Genomic DNA, 20,358 nt, shown 5'->3' with positions numbered 1-20,358 from the left:
CGTCGCGCCGATGGTACTGCGTAACAGTGGAAGAGTAGGTAGCCGCCGTTTTAAAGAAGAGAAGGAGTCCATTCATCTGAGTGGACTCCTTTTTTTATTGGAGAAAGCCCAATGTTATAATATTCTTGTTATTTTGCCGTTTTAATAGTTCAGTATATTTCGAAAAAGAATGTGTTATGAGCAGTATCTATGATTCTCGTCAACGGCTTAAATTCGTTTTTATTTTTGCTGCTATCCTGATTGCTATAGCTTCTGTTGTTGTGTCGGATATGTTGATTAAAAATCTGGCACAGGAAGAACGTCAAAATATAGAAGTATGGGCGGAGGCTACCCGTGTCGTGACAAGTGAGAATCCCAGTTTGAATATGAAGCTGATATTGCGGATTATTCAAGGTAATACGTCTATACCGGTTCTTTTATGTAACGAAAAGGATAGTGTTATTGCTAATAAAAATATTGATCTGCCAGAGAAAGATGTTGACACTTTTTTAAAAAACAAACTTCACGAACTGAAAGGAAAGAATCAACCTATCCCTATAGACTTGGAAGATGGAACATACCAGTATTTATATTATGATGATTCTATTATATTGAAACGTTTGCTTATTTATCCCTATGCGCAGCTTACAGTTGTTTTTGTTTTTATTTTGATTGCTTTTCTTGCCTTGGCAAGTACAAAGCGGGCTGAACAGAATAAAGTATGGGTGGGGCTCTCTAAAGAAACTGCACATCAGTTAGGAACCCCTATATCATCTTTAATCGCATGGGTTGAGTATCTCCGGACAAAAGATATCGATCCCTCTTTATTAAGTGAAATGGAGAAAGATGTAAAACGTCTGGAGACAATAGCGGAGCGTTTTTCTAAAATAGGTTCTAACCCTGATCCTGTACCTGTAGATATAAATAATTCGATCCGTTCTGCTTTGAGCTATATGGGTACGCGTATTTCTTCCAAGGTAAAGATACATACATATCTTTTAGATACTCCGGTTTTGGTACTGATGAGTGACTCACTTTTTGCCTGGGTAATAGAAAATCTGACCAAGAATGCCGTGGATGCAATGGAAGGACAGGGCGAGATTTCTTTTCAGGTAGAAGAAAAAGACAAGGTGGTACGGATAGATGTGACGGATACGGGAAAAGGTATACCCAAGTCTAAATTCAAGACCGTATTTAATCCAGGCTATACAACTAAGAAGCGGGGGTGGGGATTAGGTCTTTCCCTGGTAAAACGTATAATTGAATCATATCATGGCGGAAAGATATTTGTGAAAAATTCGGAGCTGGGAAAAGGTACGACTTTTCGTATAGAACTTAGAAAATACAAAGGCTAATTTTGCTTATTATAAAAAATAACTACAAAGGTGTTGCATTTGTATTTTGTTTTTTCGTACCTTTGCAAGGTTTTTACACTAAAAGGCTTTGGGAAAGTTTAATTTATATAATGTAGATTTGAAGAATCTCACTCCGGGAGTACATGAATTTGAGTACTTGTTGGAGAATAAGTTTTTTGTGGACATTGATGGGGATCAGGTTCAGAAGGGCAAAGTAAAGGTTCATCTGACAGTGAAGAGGTCTTCTGTGATGTTTGAAATGAATTTCCAGATGGAAGGGGTAGTTATGGTTCCGTGTGATCGTTGTCTGGATGATATGGAATTGCCTATTGATACCCACAATCGTCTGGTTGTGAAATTTGGCAAAGAATATGCCGAAGAAAGTGATGAAGTGGTAGTGATACCGGAGGAAGAAGGAGCTATTAATTTAGCTTGGTTTCTATATGAGTTTATTGCTTTAGCAATTCCTATGAAGCATGTACATGCTCCGGGTAAATGTAATAAAGCCATGTCATCGAAATTAAAGAAACATACCGCCAGAAGTGCGGATGACTCGGAAGAAGAGTTTGAAGAGGAAGTTGGTGATGAAGACATCACTATGGAAGATGAAGTTAATGTTGACACTTCCGATCCTCGCTGGGATGCTCTGAAAGGCTTAATCGAAAATGATAACAATTAAATAAATAAAAACATGGCACATCCTAAAAGAAGACAAGGTAAGACAAGAACAGCCAAGAGAAGAACTCACGACAAGGCTGTAACCCCAACAATGGCTATTTGCCCAAACTGCGGCGCATGGCATCTTTATCATACTGTATGCGGCGAATGCGGCTATTACAGAGGTAAGTTAGCTATCGAAAAAGAAGCTGCCGTTTAAACGTTTGTCGGGACTTGAGCGGTTTTTGATAAACTAAAGAAATAGCCCTAAAAGTATTTTTAGGGCTTTTTTTTAATCAGAAGACGTGTTGTCTTTGTTTTATGCTTGAAAATAATGGATAATATGAATGCAGTAATAACAGGTGTTGGAGGATTCGTTCCGGAAGATGTATTGACAAATGAGGATATTTCCAGAATGGTTGATACAAATGACGAATGGATAATGACGCGTGTCGGTATTAAAGAGCGTCGCATATTAAAAGGAGAAGGGGTAGGTACTTCTTATATGGGGATAGGTGCTGTGAAGCAATTGCTTGAAAAAACAAATGTAAACCCGGAAGAAATCGAAGTGATTTTAACGGCTACTACTACGCCGGATCATCATTTCCCTACAACTTCTTCTATTATAGCTTACCATACAGGTTGTAAGAATGCTATGACATTTGATTTGCAAGGAGCTTGTGCCGGATTTTTATATGCTCTTGAAACAGGAGCTAATTATATACGTTCAGGACGTTATTCGAAAGTGATTGTAATTGCCGGAGATAAAATGACGTCAATAACCAATTATCAGGACCGTACTACTTGCCCTCTGTTTGGAGATGCATGTGGTGCTGTTTTACTGGAACCTACAACCGAAGAAATAGGGGTGATGGATACGATTCTTCGTACAGACGGAGTTGGATATCCTCATCTGATTATGAAATCGGGTGGTTCGGCTTATCCTCCTTCCCATGAGACGGTGGATAACCGGGAGCATTTTGTTTATCAGGATGGCAAGGTTGTATTTAAGTATGCCGTATCATATATGGCTGATGTTGCAGCAGAGATAGCAGAACGCAATCATCTGACACATGACGATATTTCTTGGATTGTACCCCATCAGGCTAATTTGCGTATCATTGATGCTACGGCAAAACGTTTGGGCGTGGATATGGACAAAGTAATGATCAATATCCAGAAATATGGTAATACCAGTGCCGGAACAATCCCTATTTGTTTATGGGAATGGGAAGATCAGTTAAAGAAAGGCGATAACCTTATTCTTGCGGCTTTTGGAGCCGGTTTTACCTGGGGAGCTATTTATTTAAAATGGGGATATGATGGAAAGAAAGCATAAATCCGGATTTGTGAATATTGTCGGTAACCCGAATGTCGGTAAGTCAACTTTAATGAACCGGCTTGTGGGCGAACGTATTTCTATTATTACGTCGAAAGCGCAGACTACGCGCCACCGTATCATGGGAATTGTGAATACCGAGGATATGCAAATAGTCTATTCAGACACCCCGGGAGTTCTGCATCCGAATTATAAGTTGCAGGAGTCTATGCTTAATTTTTCCGAATCGGCGTTGGGAGATGCCGATGTTCTGTTGTATGTGACAGACGTTATTGAAACAGTAGATAAGAATGAAGAATTCCTTCTGAAGGTTCAGAAAGTGGATTGTCCTGTTCTTTTATTGATAAATAAGATAGACCAGACAAATCAGGCAGACCTGGAAAAACTGGTTGCCCAGTGGAAGGAATTGCTTCCGAAAGCCGAGATTATACCTATATCTGCGCTTTCGAAATTTAATATAGATTACGTGAAACAACGGGTGGAGGATTTGATGCCCGACTCTCCCCCTTATTTCGAAAAAGACGCGCTGACCGATAAGCCTGCCCGTTTCTTTGTAACGGAGATTATTCGTGAGAAGATACTTCTTTACTATCAGAAAGAGATTCCTTATTCGGTGGAAGCCGTAGTGGAGCTGTTTAAAGAAGATGATGAAATGATCCATATCAAAGCTCTTATCATTGTGGAGCGTGATTCCCAGAAGGGAATTATCATAGGGCATAAAGGACAAGCATTGAAAAAAGTAGGAGCTATGGCCCGGAAGGATATCGAACGCTTCTTCGGGAAGAAAGTTTTCCTGGAAATGTTTGTTAAGGTAGAGAAAGACTGGCGTAACCGTGATAACATACTGAAGAATTTTGGTTATCAGTTAGACTAGGAAAATTTTGATTATGGGAAATATAGTAGCAATAGTTGGTAGGCCCAACGTAGGAAAATCCACTCTGTTTAATCGTTTAATAGGCACACGACAAGCCATTGTAAACGAGGAAGCAGGTACAACCCGCGACCGTCAATACGGTAAAGTGGAGTGGGGAGGTAGAGAGTTTTCGCTTGTTGACACGGGCGGATGGGTAGTTAATTCGGAAGATGTTTTTGAAGAAGAAATAAATAAACAGGTAGGCATTGCAATTGAAGAAGCAGACCTTATCTTGTTTGTGGTAGATGTATTAAATGGTATCACAGACTTGGATGTGGAAGTTGCAGAAATACTTCGTCGTTGTAAAAAGCCTGTTATTGTTGTATCAAACAAGGCTGATAACTTTGAAATGCATGCGGCGGCGGCCGAATTTTATTCTTTCGGATTAGGTGACCCTTACTGTATTTCTGCTATCAACGGATCCGGTACCGGAGATTTACTAGACAAGATTATTGCTTCTTTGCCTCAGGATACCCCTGATGTTTTAGAAGAAGATTTACCCCGTCTTGCTGTAATAGGACGCCCGAATGCCGGAAAATCGTCACTTATAAATGCTTTTATCGGAGAAGATCGCCATATCGTGACTGATATAGCCGGAACAACCAGGGATTCTATTTATACCAAGTATAATAAATTCGGTTTGAACTTTTATCTGGTCGATACGGCCGGAATCCGTAAAAAAGGGAAAGTAAACGAAGATCTGGAATATTATTCTGTGATCCGTTCTATCCGTGCTATTGAAAATTCGGATGTATGTATTTTGATGCTGGATGCAACCCGTGGTATCGAAAGCCAGGATATGAATATCTTTTCTTTGGTACAGAAAAATAAGAAAGGTTTGGTTGTCTGTGTAAATAAGTGGGATTTGGTGGAAGATAAGAGCCAGAAGGTAATTACCTCATATACCAATGCAATCCGTGAACGTCTGGCGCCGTTTACCGACTTTCCTATTTTGTTTATTTCAGCTCTTACCAAGCAACGTATTTTAAAGGTACTGGAAACAGCCAAAGAGGTATATAATAATCGTAAGAAACGTATTTCGACAGCCAAGTTGAATGAAGTTATGTTGCCTATCATCGAGAATTACCCGCCTCCGGCATGGAAAGGAAAGTACATCAAAATTAAATATATTACCCAGTTGCCTGCAGGAAGTATACCATCGTTTGTATTCTTCTGTAATTTGCCGCAATGGATTAAAGAACCGTATAAACGTTTTCTGGAAAATAAGATACGTGAAAACTGGGACTTTACCGGTACGCCGATCAATATATTTATTAGGGAAAAATAGCAAAATAATATAATACGGAAGGCTCATTTATCTGTCATAGGAGAATGAGCCTTTTTTTATATAATCAGTCTAGTGATAGGCGGACTGTATATATCCATAAAGCGTGGGATCATTGTTCTATTATTGAAGAGTGGGCAGTCGAGAGCCTCAAAGCGGTAATAGACGATGGCTCCCACGCTTCTTCATTTGTTAACGCCGAACGGCGGGGACAGGGAGGTAAAGATTTTTTACGATATGAAAACTACTTTATTCCTGCTTTTTCTGTGCACGACAAGTATTTGTGCACAAAATATCCAAAGATTGGAAGAAAATCCAACATTTAAAGGTATTACATATTGAATATGAAATATATACGTGAATTTACTATCGTTTTAATTATGTCTATTGGGTTATGTTTGAATATTAATGCTCAATCTGTAAATTCTTCTGTTCGATATCAAAGAGGATATGTGAAGAAAGATGGAACTTATGTTCAAGGGCATTATAAAATGCGCTCGAATAAGACAAACTATGATAATTATTCTACTCAATCCAATGTAAACCCTTACACAAAGAAATATGGGGAAAGAGCTAAAGATTATTCAAAGGATGCATATAACTATGGTCAAGGGAAGACGATACATACGGGCCCTAAAGGTGGGCAATATTATACAAACAGTAAAAAGTTTATGTCCCTAAAAGAAAAAAGTAAATGTTTATAAAAAAATATATTTCTTATTATTCTTATTGTTGTTTACTTGTTCTGCATATTCTTAACAACTTCAGAATACAATTTGGGGATGCAAGTATGGATCGAGTAGAGAAGATGTTATTTCCGCAATTAATAAACAAGGATTTGAATATATTGATATGGGACTAAAATAGAGTTAAAGTCCCCTATTTGGGGAGGAATATCATTTGATTATGGATATGTAAAAATACTTATCATGATGGAGCTAAAATGACTTTATATGATGATAATATAAATACTATACGATTGGATCAAGTAGAATTTGATTTTAATAATAAGTCTTTTTATGGAGTTAATATGGTCTATTGTAATTGGTCTATTTTGAAGGAGGTGACAAATGAAATATGAATACGAGATATTTTTGTATAGACTTTTGAAATCTTTTGAAGCTAAAAGAGGGATCATCAAATGCTCTGCATAAATATAACTCCAATGATTTATCAAGAATGGCTAAAACTATTCCTGATAAATCCTCAAAGGTAAATACATTCTTCTTGTTGAATGAAAGTAGTCGTTATTTGTCTGATTCATAAATCCATTTTTGCAGTAAAACTTGTTGGTAGCCGGATTATTCAGCGAATCGACAGTAATAAATTGGCAGCCTGACATTTTGTATTCAATAAACGTGCCGATCACGAAATTAAGGACAAAAGTTCCGATCCCTTTCCCCTGTATATCGCTTCTTACTGTCAGATGTCCGATATTGATTGCCGGAAAAGCAGACTGTCCTACAAATGTTTCAATATATTCTTTATTGATTAAGCCACACGATTCTTCAATGAAATCATCTTTATCTTCTGAGGATTGAAAAACGACCGAATCATGCGCCAATGTGAATAAAGCCAGTATATCATTTTTCTTATTTTTTACAGAGTAAGTGGAAACATATTTATATTTAACACATAAATTTACTTCTTTATGAAAGAATAAGTCGAGTTCTTCGCAACCACAGGAAAACGAGGATAAATCGTCGTAGTCAGTTAATAAGCTTATGGTAAAATCAATATCCGAGAATTGGGTTCTTTCCGCCATTATTACGTCGTATAATTTTTTCAACACGTTTCATTTCTTGTTTACGATTTTGGATTTGGGTTTTTTCGGCGGCCGTAAATTCTCCTTTGACGCATTTACGCATCATTTCACGAAAACGGATGACATCTTCGCGGCTAGTTTCTGGATTTGGAATGGTTCGTATCATCTTTTATTATTAAATAATGAATGAATTTGTCACAAAGATAGGCAATTCATAATAACTTTCCCGGATTTTACTTTAAAATATTCTGGAAGTAAGTTGTTCTAATTTATATTCGTACATTTATCCTGTTAATATTAAACTAATACACCATGATCACCCCATACATGACCGACGAAGAACTGTGGGCTGCCGCCTATAAGGACTTTCAGGAGATAAAAATGAAAGTCGGGATTGCGCTCGAACAGTTTGCACATAATTTGAAACTCCATTCAGGGCAGTACAGAGCGATCCATTCGCTGATGGAAACGAAAACGATTCGTAACAAGACGAAAAATACGTGGAATATCTGCTTTATGAACGATACTCATTGCCTGATGCAGATTGACAGGCACAAAAAACGCAGATAATTTAAACAGTCTTTGCTGTAGATAAATTATCTGCGTTTTTCTGTCTCTGTTCGTTTTTTATCAGAATGAATTCAGAACCTTTCGGGCTTCTTCAACCATTGCTGTGGGGTCTTTCTGTGTTTCGGCAAGACCTTCCGGAGTAAACTGTGAAACCAGTTTGTTGAGTTTGTCCAGTTTGCTTTTATTATTTTTAGTGGCTAGCTCTTCGCGTAAAATACGGATCTTTTCGTAATCCTGAATGCCTTCGATAAGATGTTCCATACGAATGCTGCTACGTTCGGGATAAACAATGTAGCAATCTCCGGCAGCCCAAGTACGGAAGCGTGAATCGCGTAACGGATCGGCTGTCCAGCTGTTATAAGCCCAGCGAAGGTAACCGTCATAATTGCCTGCCATAGCGTGCCAGCCAATCCAGGTTGCTTCGGCTGGTGCCGAAAACGTAAAGGTGTTAGGGAACGGTTCGGCACAACAGGTATAAACTGTACTGATTTTTCCTGCTTTTTCGCGGGTTGCTTTTATATCGGCGGGGAAATTGTTTCCATAACCGAGGCAGTAATCATACAGTTCCGGTTCTATTTCTTTATGATAGTTGCCGGCTAAAGATATTTTGAATTCGGGGTCTGCGTTACGAATAACTTTGATAGCTTCCTGCATAGCTTCCAGCCCACGTTCGTCCATAGCGATAGTTGTTTTATCAAACCAGCCTTTCTGGCGTAGGTGGCGTGAGAAGTCTTTCAGGAAACTGCCCCAGTAATCTTCATAATCGGCCTCGCCAGGTTTGGCCTCTACAAATTGAATACGGTTGGTTGCCTGATCGAAATAGTCGAATTTAAGTGCCCACGGGATCATTGTATAGCAGTTGATCTGCTGGTCGATACCGATTTCGTTCATCATATATTCCACCCATTTGTCGAATATTGTATAATCGAATGTCCAGCTGCCGTCCAGGTTTTTCATACGGAAAACCATGCTGTCAAAATGGTCTTCGGTTTGTCCTGCCCATGGCTTGTGCATGATAGAGGTGGTGATGATTTTTTGTCCTGCATCAGCCAGCATCTTCATTACCGGACGCATAGCATCGAAATGCTCTTTGCTCCACAACGGTACATTATAGAAACGGGCTACCGCATAAGGGTTTTGCCACAGGTCGAGATGAAAGGCCCAGTCTTTAGGGGCAGGCAGAGTGCGGTTTAATACGTTAACTTCAATCTGCAGATTTACGGGAGCAATATCTTTTCCGGAAACAGTAAGGGTTCCTTTGTATTTGCCTGCTTTTGCATCCTGAGGCACCCAGATATTGACCCAGACAGGCTGTGTAGTGCGGGCTTTTATATCACGTACTTTTATTATGTCCAACATATCCGCAACAATGGACGAGTCCCATTCTGCTTTGTTAGCACGTCCGCCGCAAGCTCCTTTACGGTCTTTATTCAATTCATCAGTCATTACATAACGTACAAAATTTGTAGTGATGGCTGATGAAGGAATTACAGTTGAACCGTTTTTCAGATCGCTGACGTTTACTGTTACGTCTTCAATGTTTGTTTTTGTCCACAGAACAGCTTGCGCATTTATTCTTTCACCTTTCCATGCATCTGTTTGCCAACGGATGCTTTTTGTTACATCAGGGATGCTTAATTTGGGATAACGAACGTTTGTATTCCCCCAGCTAAATTGGAGAGTAGCCGGTAGTTTATTCCAAACAGCTTCGTTGTCATGAGGCTTTGTGTCAGTTAACTCCGTGAAATCGGTAGTAGTAGGAAACTGGTTGTTTTGCGCCGCTATGGAACTGCTGAGCGTCAGCATGGCACAAAGGATCATTAAGTTTTTCATGTGCGGAATGTTTAAATTTATATTATTCTTTTATAGTGACAAACTAATAGCTTTCCGTCGTCATCATGCAGATGCATTCCGTTTCCTTCGCAATAACGAAACATATTGCAGTCTGCGCATTCGCCTTGCTTTGCCCATTTACGGTCTCTGTAAGGCTTGAACTTGTTATTCCATACATCTATAAATTTATCTTTGTAGATATTGCCCTGGTGATAATTGGCTCTTATACTCGGACATCCTGATATGGAACCGTCGGCTAATACAGATGCGGTGTTGATACCTGCCGAACATTGGAATAAATGATCCCGTACTTCGGCTTCATAGTTTCCTAAGAAACCTTCGCATCCGTAGCTTGTATGTATCTTTCCTTCCTGGCGACAGTAGCGGATAAAGTTAAGTACCCATGAAAATTGTTCGTTGCTTAACTGCAATTCCGGTATGTTGGCTGCTCTTCCTACAGGAAAGACTGTAAATATACGCCAATTTTTCACACCGATTTCAACTAAGAAGTCTTTAAATAATTTCAGGTCTTTAAAATTGTGCTGGTTCACGCAGGTCACTACGTCCCAGACAATATCTTTTTCTTCGGCTAACATACATATGGCATTCAGCGCGTTTTCAAAACTTTTCGGATGTTGGCGCAGCCAATTGTGAGCTTCCTCAAAACCGTCCAGGCTGATTGTAATAGAGTGGAGGCCGGAAGCCAGTAACGAATCCAACCGTTTACGGGTAAGTAGCAGTCCGTTGGAAACAATTCCCCAGGGGTATCCACGCCGGTATAGTTCCAGTCCGCATTCTTCTATATCTTTGCGAACGAGTGCTTCTCCTCCGGTAAAGATAACCAGTACTTTGTTTGGTTCTACATAAGGGGTGATGTCGTCTATTACTTTTAAAAAATCTTTTACCGGCATATCTGCTTGTTTTGCTGATACATGGCAATCACTTCCGCAGTGCCGGCAAGCTACATTACAACGAAGCGTACACTCCCAAAAAAGTGTACGCAATTCGTGTAGTTTTGCTCGGTTCCGCTTTAAACTTCTGAATAATTCCAGTGCTATACGTTTTCGAAATCCGGGACGTTTATCCATTTTATTATTATTTATAAGCTTTGTCTCTAAGTACAAAATTAAGTTCTTTTTTTCCTTTCCCTATCAGTAAATCTTTGCCTCCCGATAATGGAATATCTGCAAAATTGATGGTAACCGAATCGCCGTAATGGGCTTCCCTATTCCACCAACCCATATATAAAGATGCATAGATCGTATGTTCTGTAGCAGTTGCTTTGTCGTATGTGAGACTATAATTACCGTTGTAGTCGGTTATGGCAGGGTATGAATACGGATCATCCGGATTATTGAATGTGTATGACGGCAAGCTTGTAATCAATATACCTGCTAATGGGTATCCGTTCTTGTCTGTTACTCTGCCATAAACTGTATATAAAGTATACGGTGAAGTATGTGTGTCAACATATTTTTTCAGTGTTATTTTTATATCTTTCTCGACATTCCCTTCAAACCAGCGTTCTCCGTCTTTGAAATCTTCGCGGCTGAATGATACCAGTGTTGTATCATTAGCAAGAAGGCGTTCTTTGCCTTCTTCAGCAGAAGTGATAAAACGGTATTTGCTGACCGGAAAATCACTTTTTTTCAGTTCAAACGCACCTTGTTGGTTTGTATAAAGAGTATCACACTGTAGCCATTCATGGTTTGTATCAGGAGATTTTACCAAAATCTGGGCGTTAGATACAGGATTATTTTGTTCATCTGTTACTTTTCCTTTGATGTAGAAATGAGCATAAGGGCTTCCGTATTCGCAAATTATAATATTCTGATCATCCTCATTAGAGCAAGAGAATCCGAGTATGGTAAGGAGTCCGATTAATATGCTATTGAACGTCTTTAATATGATATAGGATAGATTTTTCATGTTGTTGTGTTTTTAAGATGTCTATTTCTCTTTCATTGTAATCGTGATGTCTTTTGTAACAGTGCCTTCAAACCAGCCCTTACTGCCTTTGTAGTCATCATTTGTTATTTTCATATCTACGGAATCTTTCTCAAAAGAACCATTGTTTATGCCATCTGTATCGGTAGCAATTACAGTAAGGCCGGAGATGGATTCATAACTGAAATTTGTGTCAAATTTTCCCGATTCGTTAGTTAATTCTGTGGCTAATGTATCAGTGTAACTTCCTTCTCCGTAGGGATAGTTGATTGTGCAATCGACTCTTATTCCTGATACCGGTTTACTATTACTGTCCATGACTTTTCCTTTTATTTGGAAGTGAGCATAGGGTGCTCCATATTCTACTACGTTGTTGTTACAAGAGTTAATTCCCATTAATGTTAACAACAAAGCTAGCAAATTACCGATTTTTATCAGCCATGTGTGTTGGAAATTTTTCATGATTTCTCCTTTCATTATAATTAGTATATAATGATAAATACAAATGTAGATTAAATACTGCATACAAATCTTCTTTTTTTCTGATATTTTTATCCCTTAAAATACGTAACTTGCGCCCTCAATTATCCAGTTTAAATTTTATGAGAGATTTTCTGCGCGTATTAAGGCGTTTTGTGCCTCCTTACAAGAAGTTTATGGTAATGAATATCCTGTTCAACTTCTTATCTGCTATTTTGAATTTGTTTTCTTTTGCTCTGATTATTCCGATCTTGCAGATTCTTTTTAAGATCAACAAAGATACCTATGCATACATGGAATGGACATTTAATCCAGCGTCTCTGGAATCGTGGAAAGCAATGCCGGAAATATTGAAGAATAATTTCTTTTGGTTTGTTTCTGATATTATAGAAGTGCATGGAGGGTCATTTGCGTTGGTTATCCTCGGGCTTTTTCTAATTTTGATGACTTTCTTCAAAGTGGCAACAATGTGTCTGGCGTTCTATACCATGATTCCCATTCGTACGGGGGTAGTTCGTGATATACGTAACCAGATAAACCGGAAAATTACCCAATTGCCTTTAGGTTTCTTTTCGGAAGAACGCAAGGGGGATATTATCTCCCGTGTGTCAGGTGATGTAAACGAGATAGAGGCCTCTATAATGAGTTCGCTTGATATGTTGTTTAAGAATCCGATCCTGATTCTGATATACCTTGTCGGTATGGTTATGATTAGCTGGCAGCTTACTTTATTTGTACTGATATTGCTTCCGTTAGCCGGCTATGTGATGGGGCTGGTAGGTAAAAAGCTGAAACGGAAGTCGTTGGAAGGCCAACAGCAATGGGGATTTTTGATGAGCCAGATAGAGGAAACATTGAGCGGACTTCGTATCATAAAGGCTTTTAATGCTGAAAAGAAAATTCAGGAACGTTTCGAGAAAAGCAATGATATCTTTCGCCGTACTACCAATAAAATATATCGTCGCCAGCAAATGGCACATCCGATGAGTGAGTTTTTGGGTACTGTAACAATTGCTATTGTTTTATGGTATGGAGGTACATTGATATTGAGTGCCAATAGTCCGATAGATGCGCCTACCTTTATTTATTATCTGGTTATATTTTACAGTATTATAAACCCAGCCAAGGATTTGAGCAAATCTGTTTATTCTATACAAAAAGGATTGGCCTCTATGGAACGCGTGGATAAGATCCTCAAAGCTGAGACAGATATCCATGATCCTGAAAATCCGAAACCTATAAAACTGAATGAGCGTATTTCTTATAATGATGTTTGGTTCAAATACCAGAATGAATGGGTACTAAAAGGCATTGATCTGACAATAGCGAAAGGAAAGACGGTTGCCTTAGTTGGGCAGTCCGGTTCGGGTAAAAGCACATTGGTAGATCTGTTGCCTCGCTTTTATGATGTAAACAAAGGAGGTATTGAGATTGACGGTGTCGATATACGTGAAGCCACATTATATGATTTGAGAGCTTTGATGGGAAATGTAAATCAAGAAGCTATTCTTTTTAATGATACTTTCTTCAATAATATTGCTTTTGGTGTTGCCAATGCCACTCTGGCACAGGTGGAAGAGGCTGCCAGAATTGCCAATGCACACGATTTCATTATGGCAAGCGAGAATGGATATGATACGAATATTGGTGACCGGGGAGGCAAATTGTCGGGAGGCCAGCGTCAGCGTATCAGTATTGCCCGTGCCATATTGAAAAATCCTTCTATATTGATCCTGGATGAAGCTACTTCAGCTTTAGACACTGAATCTGAACGTCTGGTGCAGGATGCTTTGGAAAAACTGATGAAAAACCGTACTACTATTGTCATAGCCCACCGTCTCTCGACAATACGCAATGCAGACGAAATTTGTGTGATGCATGAAGGACAGATTGTGGAACGTGGACGACACGAAGAACTTTTGGAACTGGATGGTTATTATAAGCGCCTGTGTGATATGCAAAGCTTCTAACTTAAAATCCAACTTAAAATAAAAACGCATGAAAACAAACTACTTCCTGGCATTGATCACAATCTTTTTGCTTTTGTCTTGCGACCGGCTTCCCGAGGTAAGCAAGAATAAATCTTTGTCTTATCATTTTGATCAACCGGCCTGTATATGGGAAGAAACTTTTCCGTTGGGCAATGGCCGGTTAGGTATGATGCCGGATGGCGGGATAGATAAGGAGAATATTATATTGAATGAGATTTCGATGTGGTCCGGAAGTAAGCAAGATACGGATAACCCGGATGCATATTCGTCTTTGGCCGGTATTCGTAAGGCGTTGTTTGAAGGCCGGAATGATGATGCGCAAGAATTGATGTACAAATCATTTGTTTGTAAAGGTACGGGAAGTAATTATGGTAAAGGTGCTGACTCTCCTTACGGGACTTACCAGTTACTTGGGAATCTTTATTTGAATTACAATTATGCTAACAATGATACAGTTTCGGTTTATAGGAGAGAATTGAATTTGAACGATGCGATAGCTTCCGTTTCGTTTCAACGGGGCGGTGTCAATTATTTGCGCGAAGCTTTTACTTCTTTTGCCGGAGATATAGGGGTTGTCCATTTGGTTGCAGACGTTGATAAGGCATTGAATTTTACACTGGCTATGTCGCGCCCCGAACATTATAGTGTTTCAACGGAAGGCAATGATCTGGTTATGCGTGGCCAGTTGCCGGACGGAATAGATACTGCCGTCATGCGTGGAACACAATATGAATCACGCGCCAGAGTTGTTTTACCTAAAGGTGGCCGGATTGTGGCGGGAGATTCTACAGTAACAGTGCAGAATGCGTCGGAAGCGATTATTCTGGTAAGTATGGCAACCGACTATTTTGATAAAGGCTATCGGAACCAGATATCGACTTTGTTGGCAAATGCAGAAAAGAAAGACTATTCGTTATTGAAGAAGGAACATTTGGCTTCTTACCGTAAATTGTTCGAACGTGTGGAGTTGGATTTGGGTAATTCTGTGAATGAGAAACTGCCAATGAACGAACGTTTGCAGGCATTTGCCGCAGATACGGGCAAGACGAAGGATACGGCACTTGCCGCTTTGTATTTCCAGTTCGGGCGTTATTTGCTGATATCATCTACGCGTCCCGGGTCTTTACCTCCTAATTTGCAGGGGCTATGGGCTAATACGATAGATACTCCCTGGAACGGCGATTATCATTTAAACATAAACTTTCAGATGAATCACTGGCCGGCTGAAGTGACGAATTTGTCAGAGTTGCACCTTCCCTTGATAGAATGGACAAAACAGCAGGTTGCCAGCGGCGAACGTACGGCAAAGTCTTTTTACAATGCCCGTGGTTGGGTGACACATATTTTAGGCAATCTCTGGGAGTTTACCGCACCGGGCGAACATCCTTCCTGGGGAGCTACGAATACTTCTGCAGCCTGGTTGTGCGAGCATTTATATACACATTATCTCTATACGAAAGATACCGCCTATCTGCGTGAAGTTTATCCTGTAATGAAGGGAGCGGCTCTTTTCTTTGTCGATATGCTGGTGCAAGACCCGCGTTCCAAATATCTGGTAACCGCCCCTACTACTTCTCCGGAGAATGGCTATAAGTTACCGAATGGAAATGTCGTAAGCGTTTGTGCCGGTTCTACAATGGACAATCAGATATTGCGTGAGTTGTTTACCAATACAATGGATGCTGCAACAATCTTGAACATAGATACTGCATTCGTACAGGAACTGGCCGAAAAGCGTGCCCGGCTGATGCCGACGACGATTGGTGCCGACGGTCGTATCATGGAATGGCTCGAACCTTATGAAGAATCGGAACCGCACCACCGTCATGTTTCCCACCTTTACGGGCTATATCCGGCCAATGAGATTTCAGTAACAAAGACTCCGCAACTGGCGGAAGCCGCCCGTAAGAGTTTGGCTGCCCGGGGCGACCAAAGCACCGGCTGGTCGATGGCGTGGAAGATCAATTTCTGGGCGCGGCTGCATGATGGCGATCATGCTTATAAACTGCTGGGCGATTTGCTTCATCCTTGTGTAGACCAGGGAACCAATATGGTGAATGGCGGAGGTACGTATCCTAATTTGTTCTGTGCCCATCCTCCTTTTCAGATCGATGGTAATCTGGGTGGTTGTGCCGGAATTGCAGAAATGCTGGTACAGAGCCAAAACGGCTATATAGAATTGCTCCCGGCTTTGCCGTCTGTCTGGAAGAATGGCAGCTTTAAAGGTCTGAAAGTACTCGGTGGCGGTGAAGTTTCGGCTAGATGGGTTGAGAACCGGTTGGCAGAAGCAAGCCTGAAAGCCGATGTTGCAGGAATATTCCGTATTAAGCTGCCTGCCGATTCGTCAAACCTGAGCATAAAGAAGAATCAAAAAGCGGTTTCGCTTCCTGTTGTTGATGGCATGCTGTCTGTCGATTTGCAGGCAGGTGATAATTTGCTCTTGGCCTTTTAATACAGAGGCAGGCGGTAAATAAAACCTATAGAAAGGCGTGCGGTGTTTTCGGGAGAGGCACTAAGCGCCTTTGCTTTTTCCGTCAGATTGTAAGCCCGTCCTATTGCGGTAAGGAAAATATGCAAGTTGTCGTCTGCCATCGGATAAAACTCGATTCCTCCCTGATACCCCCATGCGGTACGATATTTCCCTTTTTCAAGCCCTTCGCTGGATTTGTAGACCGAACCTGTTTCATACATCCCCTTGGCAAATAGCTTCCACTTCGGATGGAGACGGCATTGCACTTCGGCTACCAGCGAGAGATAGTCGCAATTCTTAGCTCTTATGGGGATTTCATCTTCTTCATCCGTTGGCGTCAGCTCCGTAATTAATCCTAAGGGATCTAATGCTCCACGTGAATACATTACGTCAAAGTAGGCATAGAAAGGCTCTGCATCTATATTCTGCCCGGCAAAGAAGTTGTACATGTATTTGCCTTGTGCCTGCTGGGCTGCCGAAACGGAATAGCGGAGGTTGATTAGTTCATCCAGATAACTGCTGTCCCAGTTCAATGTATAATACAAGGGGACTTTCGGTTTCTTTATTCCGTCGGGCAGGCGGCCAAAGTCGTCTTCCATTGATCCCAGGCGGCTATTGGTTACCTGCAGCCTGATTTCTTGCGACCGGCTGGCTTCGTACCCCAGGCTTAAGCCCGTAAAGTAGCAAGGCAGGTATTCGTTTATGTCGCTGTATTCATAAATCAGTAAAGGGTTTTCGTCATATTCGTAGCCTCCGAAGAATATTTCCTGCTTGCCGGCTATCAACGTGAACTTATCGGATAGCTTGTAACCGATTAATGCATATTCGATAGATTCGTTCAGGTTTTCGAGTGGTTGGTTTTCATATCCGGCGTTTAACTTCTGGCGGTACCAGTAAAAAAGACGGTCGTTTACCTCACCGTTTATATCCACTTTAATATCTTTCATGCCGAAAGCGGCTTCGTCCGGCTTGCCGGACAAGAAGTCTGCATTGAACCCGGCGTGTATTTCAAGGTCGAGGTTGAATGCGTTGTTGCGTTTTGGTATTTTCGTCGCATACTCGAAAAGAGAAACAGTTGTGGAATCTCTTTCCGGAATTGGAGCTTGTGCCTTTGCCGGCATTACTCCCATGCCTGCTAAAAGGACCGGGAGAAGAAGGACGGATAGTCGTATCATTGTACCTTTACCTTGTTTTCTTGTTTTGTTTACGGGGGCAAAGGTACTAAATAATGTGGGAACTCTTCCTGCTTATAAGGTGACCGTGTCCCACCTTACCGCGTGGCAGTGTCCCACCTTACCGCGTGACAGTGTCTCACCTTACCGCGTGACAGTGTCCCACCAAAAATAGTCTTGTTTCTGCTTTGCGGTGCGACTATTTTTCGGTCTCTTTCTCTGTCTTTCCCATGTGTTTCATCACCTTTGCATCCAGATAGAAGATGAGTTCTTCGGCAATGTTTGTACAATGGTCTCCGAAGCGTTCCATTTTGCGGATGACGCCGGCCATATATAGTCCTGCCAATGCACTGCCGGGATGTTGTTCGATATATTTGGCAATGGTTGTAGTGGAATGGTGGTTGATTTCGTCTATCAGATTATCTTTTATGAAGATGCGTGAAGCGATTTCGGAGCTTTCCTTGTCGAATGCTTCTTGTGCCAGGGAGATCATTTCGAGAAGTTGGTCGAGCATTTCTTGTACGCGTGTCTCTTTGATAAGTTGCGGATCGATAGGCTCACTCTCGGGCAGGTTGCAGGTAAAGCGGGCAATGCTTTCGGCAAAGTCGCCCAGGCGCTCCAGGTTTGTATTGATCTTGTACATGGCAAGCACAAAACGTAGATCTATAGCTACCGGTGCATAAAGGGCAATGATGTCTTCGCAATCGCTGTCTATCTTCAGTTCGAAGGCATTTACGCGGCGTTCGCGGCTGATTACTTTGTAGGCCAGTTCTTTGTCGCCGGTCAGCATGGCTTCGCCTGCATTGTAAATCTGTTGATGAACAAGGCTCCACATTTCGCTGACGCTATTCTTTAATGATACTATTTCATGTTCTATTACTTTCATATCCCATTTAATTATTACTTAACTACTCTCTGACTGCTAAACTCCTCAGACTCCTCAGCCGCCGGTTACCCGAAACGTCCGGTTATATAGTTCTGTGTCGATTCCTTTTCCGGATTGGTGAATATTTTACGCGTATCGCCATATTCGATTAATTCCCCCAGGTAGAAGTAGCCGGTTTTATCGCTTACACGGGCTGCCTGTTGCATGTTGTGGGTAACAATTACGATGGTATATTGCTCTTTCAATTCATGTATCAGGTCTTCGATCTTGCCGGTCGAAATAGGGTCGAGTGCCGAAGTCGGTTCGTCCATCAGCAGAATGGATGGCGAAATGGCCAGGGCACGCGCAATACAAAGGCGCTGTTGCTGGCCTCCCGAAAGTGCGAATGCCGATTCGCGCAGTTTATCTTTTACTTCATCCCAAAGAGCTACTTGTTTGATGGTCTTCACAACAGTTTCCTCGATGTACGATTCATCATTGATGCCATTTACACGAAGACCGTATGCCACGTTTTCATAAATAGTCTTTGGGAAAGGGTTGGGTTTCTGGAATACCATACCTACGTTTTTTCGCAGTTGGTCTACTTTTTCACTCTTATCGTAGATGTTCCGCCCGTCTATGAAAACATTTCCGGTAAGGTGCGTATCGGGTATCAAATCGTTCATCCGGTTAAACAGGCGGAGGAAGGTAGACTTGCCGCAACCCGATGGGCCGATAAAGGCTACCGATGTGTGTGCTTCAATCTGCATCGAGATATGTTTCAGTGCATGAAAGTCGCCATAATAAAAGTCTACGTTTTGAGCATCAATCTTTATCATAATCTTGTTCTTAATTCATTTTTACTTTCTTGGCAAAATAGTTGCGTAAGGCATTTGCCAGCAGGTTTACAACCAATACAATCGCAATCAGTACCAAAGCCGTTCCGTATGCCATTCCGCGCGAAGCTTCGATATCGGTTCCGCTGGTTGAGATCACATACAAATGGTAGGGCAAAGCCATACACTGGTCGAATATACTCTTGGGAAGATGGGGCAGGAAGTAAGCAGCTACCGTGAAAAGGATAGGAGCCGTTTCGCCCGACACACGTCCGATCGAGAGTATCAGCCCGGTGATGATATTAGGGAAAGCCATAGGAAGAACCACACGGCGGATTGTCTGTAATTTGGTTGCTCCCAGAGCCAGGCTTCCGTGACGGAAGGAATCGTCAATGCTTTTAAGAGCTTCCTCCGTGGTGCGGATAATGAGCGGCAGAGACATCAACGCCAATGTGAATGAACCGGCTATAATGGAGTCGCCCCACCCCAGCGTGTTCACAAACAATGCCATGCCAAACAAGCCGAATACTACCGAAGGCACACCGCTCAGGTTATTTGTCATAATGCGGATAAAACGTACGATCTTGCCGTTGGTTGCATATTCGTTCATATAGATACCACTCATAATGCCAATAGGGAAACTGATAAGGCTGCTGCCTAATACCAGATAGAGTGTACCTGCAATAGCCGGGTAGATTCCTCCGGCAGTCATGCCTTCTTCCGGTGCGGTAGTGAGGAAATCCCAACTGATAACACTGGCTCCTTTAATAATGATGAAGCCAAGAATCACAAACAAAATCGCAACTACAGAATAACTGAGGAAGGTGAAGGAACCGAAAGCTGTCTTTTGCGACAAACGTTTCTTGCGGTCTATATTTCCCAAATGCTGTATAGGTGTCAT

21 protein-coding genes are annotated in these 20,358 nt (G+C 41.3%); 11 read left to right on the top strand and 10 right to left on the bottom strand.

The features are described 5' to 3' along the window. The first annotated feature begins 176 nt into the window (after positions 1-176). From C4S38_RS11965 to C4S38_RS11935, 8 genes are all read left to right on the top strand, one after another. A complete protein-coding gene (locus C4S38_RS11965) occupies positions 177-1,334 on the top strand; it encodes a sensor histidine kinase (protein WP_103983898.1) in 1,158 nt (385 codons plus the stop codon). Between the two features lie 88 nt (positions 1,335-1,422). Further along, positions 1,423-2,013, top strand: a complete 591-nt coding sequence (locus C4S38_RS11960; RefSeq protein WP_103983897.1) for a YceD family protein — start codon at positions 1,423-1,425, stop codon at positions 2,011-2,013. A gap of 12 nt (positions 2,014-2,025) precedes the next feature. Next, positions 2,026-2,211, top strand: a complete 186-nt coding sequence (gene rpmF / locus C4S38_RS11955; protein WP_099463619.1) for a 50S ribosomal protein L32 — start codon at positions 2,026-2,028, stop codon at positions 2,209-2,211. 114 nt (positions 2,212-2,325) lie between these two features. Continuing rightward, positions 2,326-3,330, top strand: coding sequence for a beta-ketoacyl-ACP synthase III (locus C4S38_RS11950; protein ID WP_099463618.1), 1,005 nt, complete (start codon positions 2,326-2,328; stop codon positions 3,328-3,330). After that, positions 3,314-4,204 (top strand): GTPase Era, encoded by an 891-nt coding sequence (gene era / locus C4S38_RS11945; RefSeq protein WP_103983896.1) that lies wholly within the window; start codon positions 3,314-3,316, stop codon positions 4,202-4,204. Before C4S38_RS11950 ends, era begins: the two co-directional genes overlap by 17 nt. Before the next feature lie 13 nt (positions 4,205-4,217). Then, positions 4,218-5,531, top strand: coding sequence for a ribosome biogenesis GTPase Der (der, locus tag C4S38_RS11940; protein ID WP_103983895.1), 1,314 nt, complete (start codon positions 4,218-4,220; stop codon positions 5,529-5,531). A 44-nt stretch (positions 5,532-5,575) separates the two neighbouring features. After that, complete coding sequence (locus tag C4S38_RS15740; RefSeq protein ID WP_146059481.1) at positions 5,576-5,854, top strand: hypothetical protein; 279 nt, start codon at positions 5,576-5,578, stop codon at positions 5,852-5,854. A gap of 18 nt (positions 5,855-5,872) precedes the next feature. Beyond that, entirely contained in the window at positions 5,873-6,232 is a 360-nt protein-coding gene (locus C4S38_RS11935) for a hypothetical protein (protein ID WP_103983894.1), read from the top strand. Positions 6,233-6,717: 485 nt separating this feature from the next. On the opposite strand, the gene C4S38_RS11930 is transcribed toward C4S38_RS11935, so the two are convergent. Further along, positions 6,718-7,293, bottom strand: coding sequence for a GNAT family N-acetyltransferase (locus C4S38_RS11930; protein ID WP_103983893.1), 576 nt, complete (start codon positions 7,291-7,293; stop codon positions 6,718-6,720). Then, positions 7,262-7,459: a hypothetical protein gene (locus tag C4S38_RS11925; RefSeq protein ID WP_103983892.1), complete on the bottom strand. Its 198-nt coding sequence runs from the start codon at positions 7,457-7,459 to the stop codon at positions 7,262-7,264. Before C4S38_RS11925 ends, C4S38_RS11930 begins: the two co-directional genes overlap by 32 nt. A 146-nt stretch (positions 7,460-7,605) precedes the next feature. On the opposite strand from C4S38_RS11925, the gene C4S38_RS11920 reads away from it, so the two are divergent. Next, complete coding sequence (locus C4S38_RS11920; protein ID WP_103983891.1) at positions 7,606-7,863, top strand: hypothetical protein; 258 nt, start codon at positions 7,606-7,608, stop codon at positions 7,861-7,863. 60 nt (positions 7,864-7,923) lie between these two features. On the opposite strand, the gene C4S38_RS11915 is transcribed toward C4S38_RS11920, so the two are convergent. From C4S38_RS11915 to C4S38_RS11900, 4 genes are read right to left on the bottom strand one after another with little or no spacing between them, the layout of a single operon-like run. Next, complete coding sequence (locus tag C4S38_RS11915) at positions 7,924-9,696, bottom strand: DUF4091 domain-containing protein (protein ID WP_103983890.1); 1,773 nt, start codon at positions 9,694-9,696, stop codon at positions 7,924-7,926. A 17-nt stretch (positions 9,697-9,713) separates the two neighbouring features. After that, complete coding sequence (locus tag C4S38_RS11910) at positions 9,714-10,784, bottom strand: TIGR04133 family radical SAM/SPASM protein (protein ID WP_103983889.1); 1,071 nt, start codon at positions 10,782-10,784, stop codon at positions 9,714-9,716. 7 nt (positions 10,785-10,791) lie between these two features. Beyond that, entirely contained in the window at positions 10,792-11,625 is an 834-nt protein-coding gene (locus C4S38_RS11905; protein ID WP_103983888.1) for a radical SAM-associated putative lipoprotein, read from the bottom strand. Between the two features lie 21 nt (positions 11,626-11,646). Beyond that, positions 11,647-12,105 carry a radical SAM-associated putative lipoprotein gene (locus C4S38_RS11900; protein ID WP_160034724.1) on the bottom strand — a complete coding sequence of 153 codons (459 nt, stop codon included), beginning with the start codon at positions 12,103-12,105 and terminating at the stop codon, positions 11,647-11,649. A gap of 140 nt (positions 12,106-12,245) precedes the next feature. Here C4S38_RS11900 and C4S38_RS11895 point away from each other — a divergent pair, with 140 nt between their 5' ends. Together C4S38_RS11895 and C4S38_RS11890 are read left to right on the top strand one after the other, a co-directional pair. After that, positions 12,246-14,093 carry an ABC transporter ATP-binding protein gene (locus C4S38_RS11895; RefSeq protein WP_099463610.1) on the top strand — a complete coding sequence of 616 codons (1,848 nt, stop codon included), beginning with the start codon at positions 12,246-12,248 and terminating at the stop codon, positions 14,091-14,093. Between the two features lie 28 nt (positions 14,094-14,121). Further along, positions 14,122-16,566 (top strand): glycoside hydrolase family 95 protein, encoded by a 2,445-nt coding sequence (locus C4S38_RS11890; protein WP_103983886.1) that lies wholly within the window; start codon positions 14,122-14,124, stop codon positions 16,564-16,566. Here C4S38_RS11890 and C4S38_RS11885 read toward each other — a convergent pair. The 4 genes from C4S38_RS11885 to pstA all read right to left on the bottom strand — a co-directional run bounded on the left by C4S38_RS11885 (position 16,563) and on the right by pstA (position 20,358). Next, the gene (locus C4S38_RS11885; RefSeq protein ID WP_394340850.1) at positions 16,563-17,759 is read right to left on the bottom strand and encodes a porin; all 1,197 of its coding nucleotides are present in this window, start codon (positions 17,757-17,759) and stop codon (positions 16,563-16,565) included. The two genes, C4S38_RS11890 and C4S38_RS11885, sit on opposite strands and share 4 nt — an antisense overlap. Before the next feature lie 196 nt (positions 17,760-17,955). Beyond that, positions 17,956-18,642 (bottom strand): phosphate signaling complex protein PhoU, encoded by a 687-nt coding sequence (gene phoU / locus C4S38_RS11880; protein ID WP_099463607.1) that lies wholly within the window; start codon positions 18,640-18,642, stop codon positions 17,956-17,958. A gap of 65 nt (positions 18,643-18,707) precedes the next feature. Beyond that, on the bottom strand, positions 18,708-19,460 hold the full coding sequence (gene pstB / locus C4S38_RS11875) for a phosphate ABC transporter ATP-binding protein PstB (protein WP_099463606.1): 753 nt from the start codon (positions 19,458-19,460) through the stop codon (positions 18,708-18,710). A gap of 10 nt (positions 19,461-19,470) precedes the next feature. Continuing rightward, on the bottom strand, positions 19,471-20,358 hold the full coding sequence (pstA, locus tag C4S38_RS11870; protein ID WP_103983885.1) for a phosphate ABC transporter permease PstA: 888 nt from the start codon (positions 20,356-20,358) through the stop codon (positions 19,471-19,473).

Source organism: Parabacteroides chinchillae (assembly GCF_900108035.1).
Classification (GTDB): domain Bacteria; phylum Bacteroidota; class Bacteroidia; order Bacteroidales; family Tannerellaceae; genus Parabacteroides; species Parabacteroides chinchillae.
Note: the sequence above shows the minus strand (reverse complement) of the source record. Positions and strands in the feature narration are given on the sequence as shown.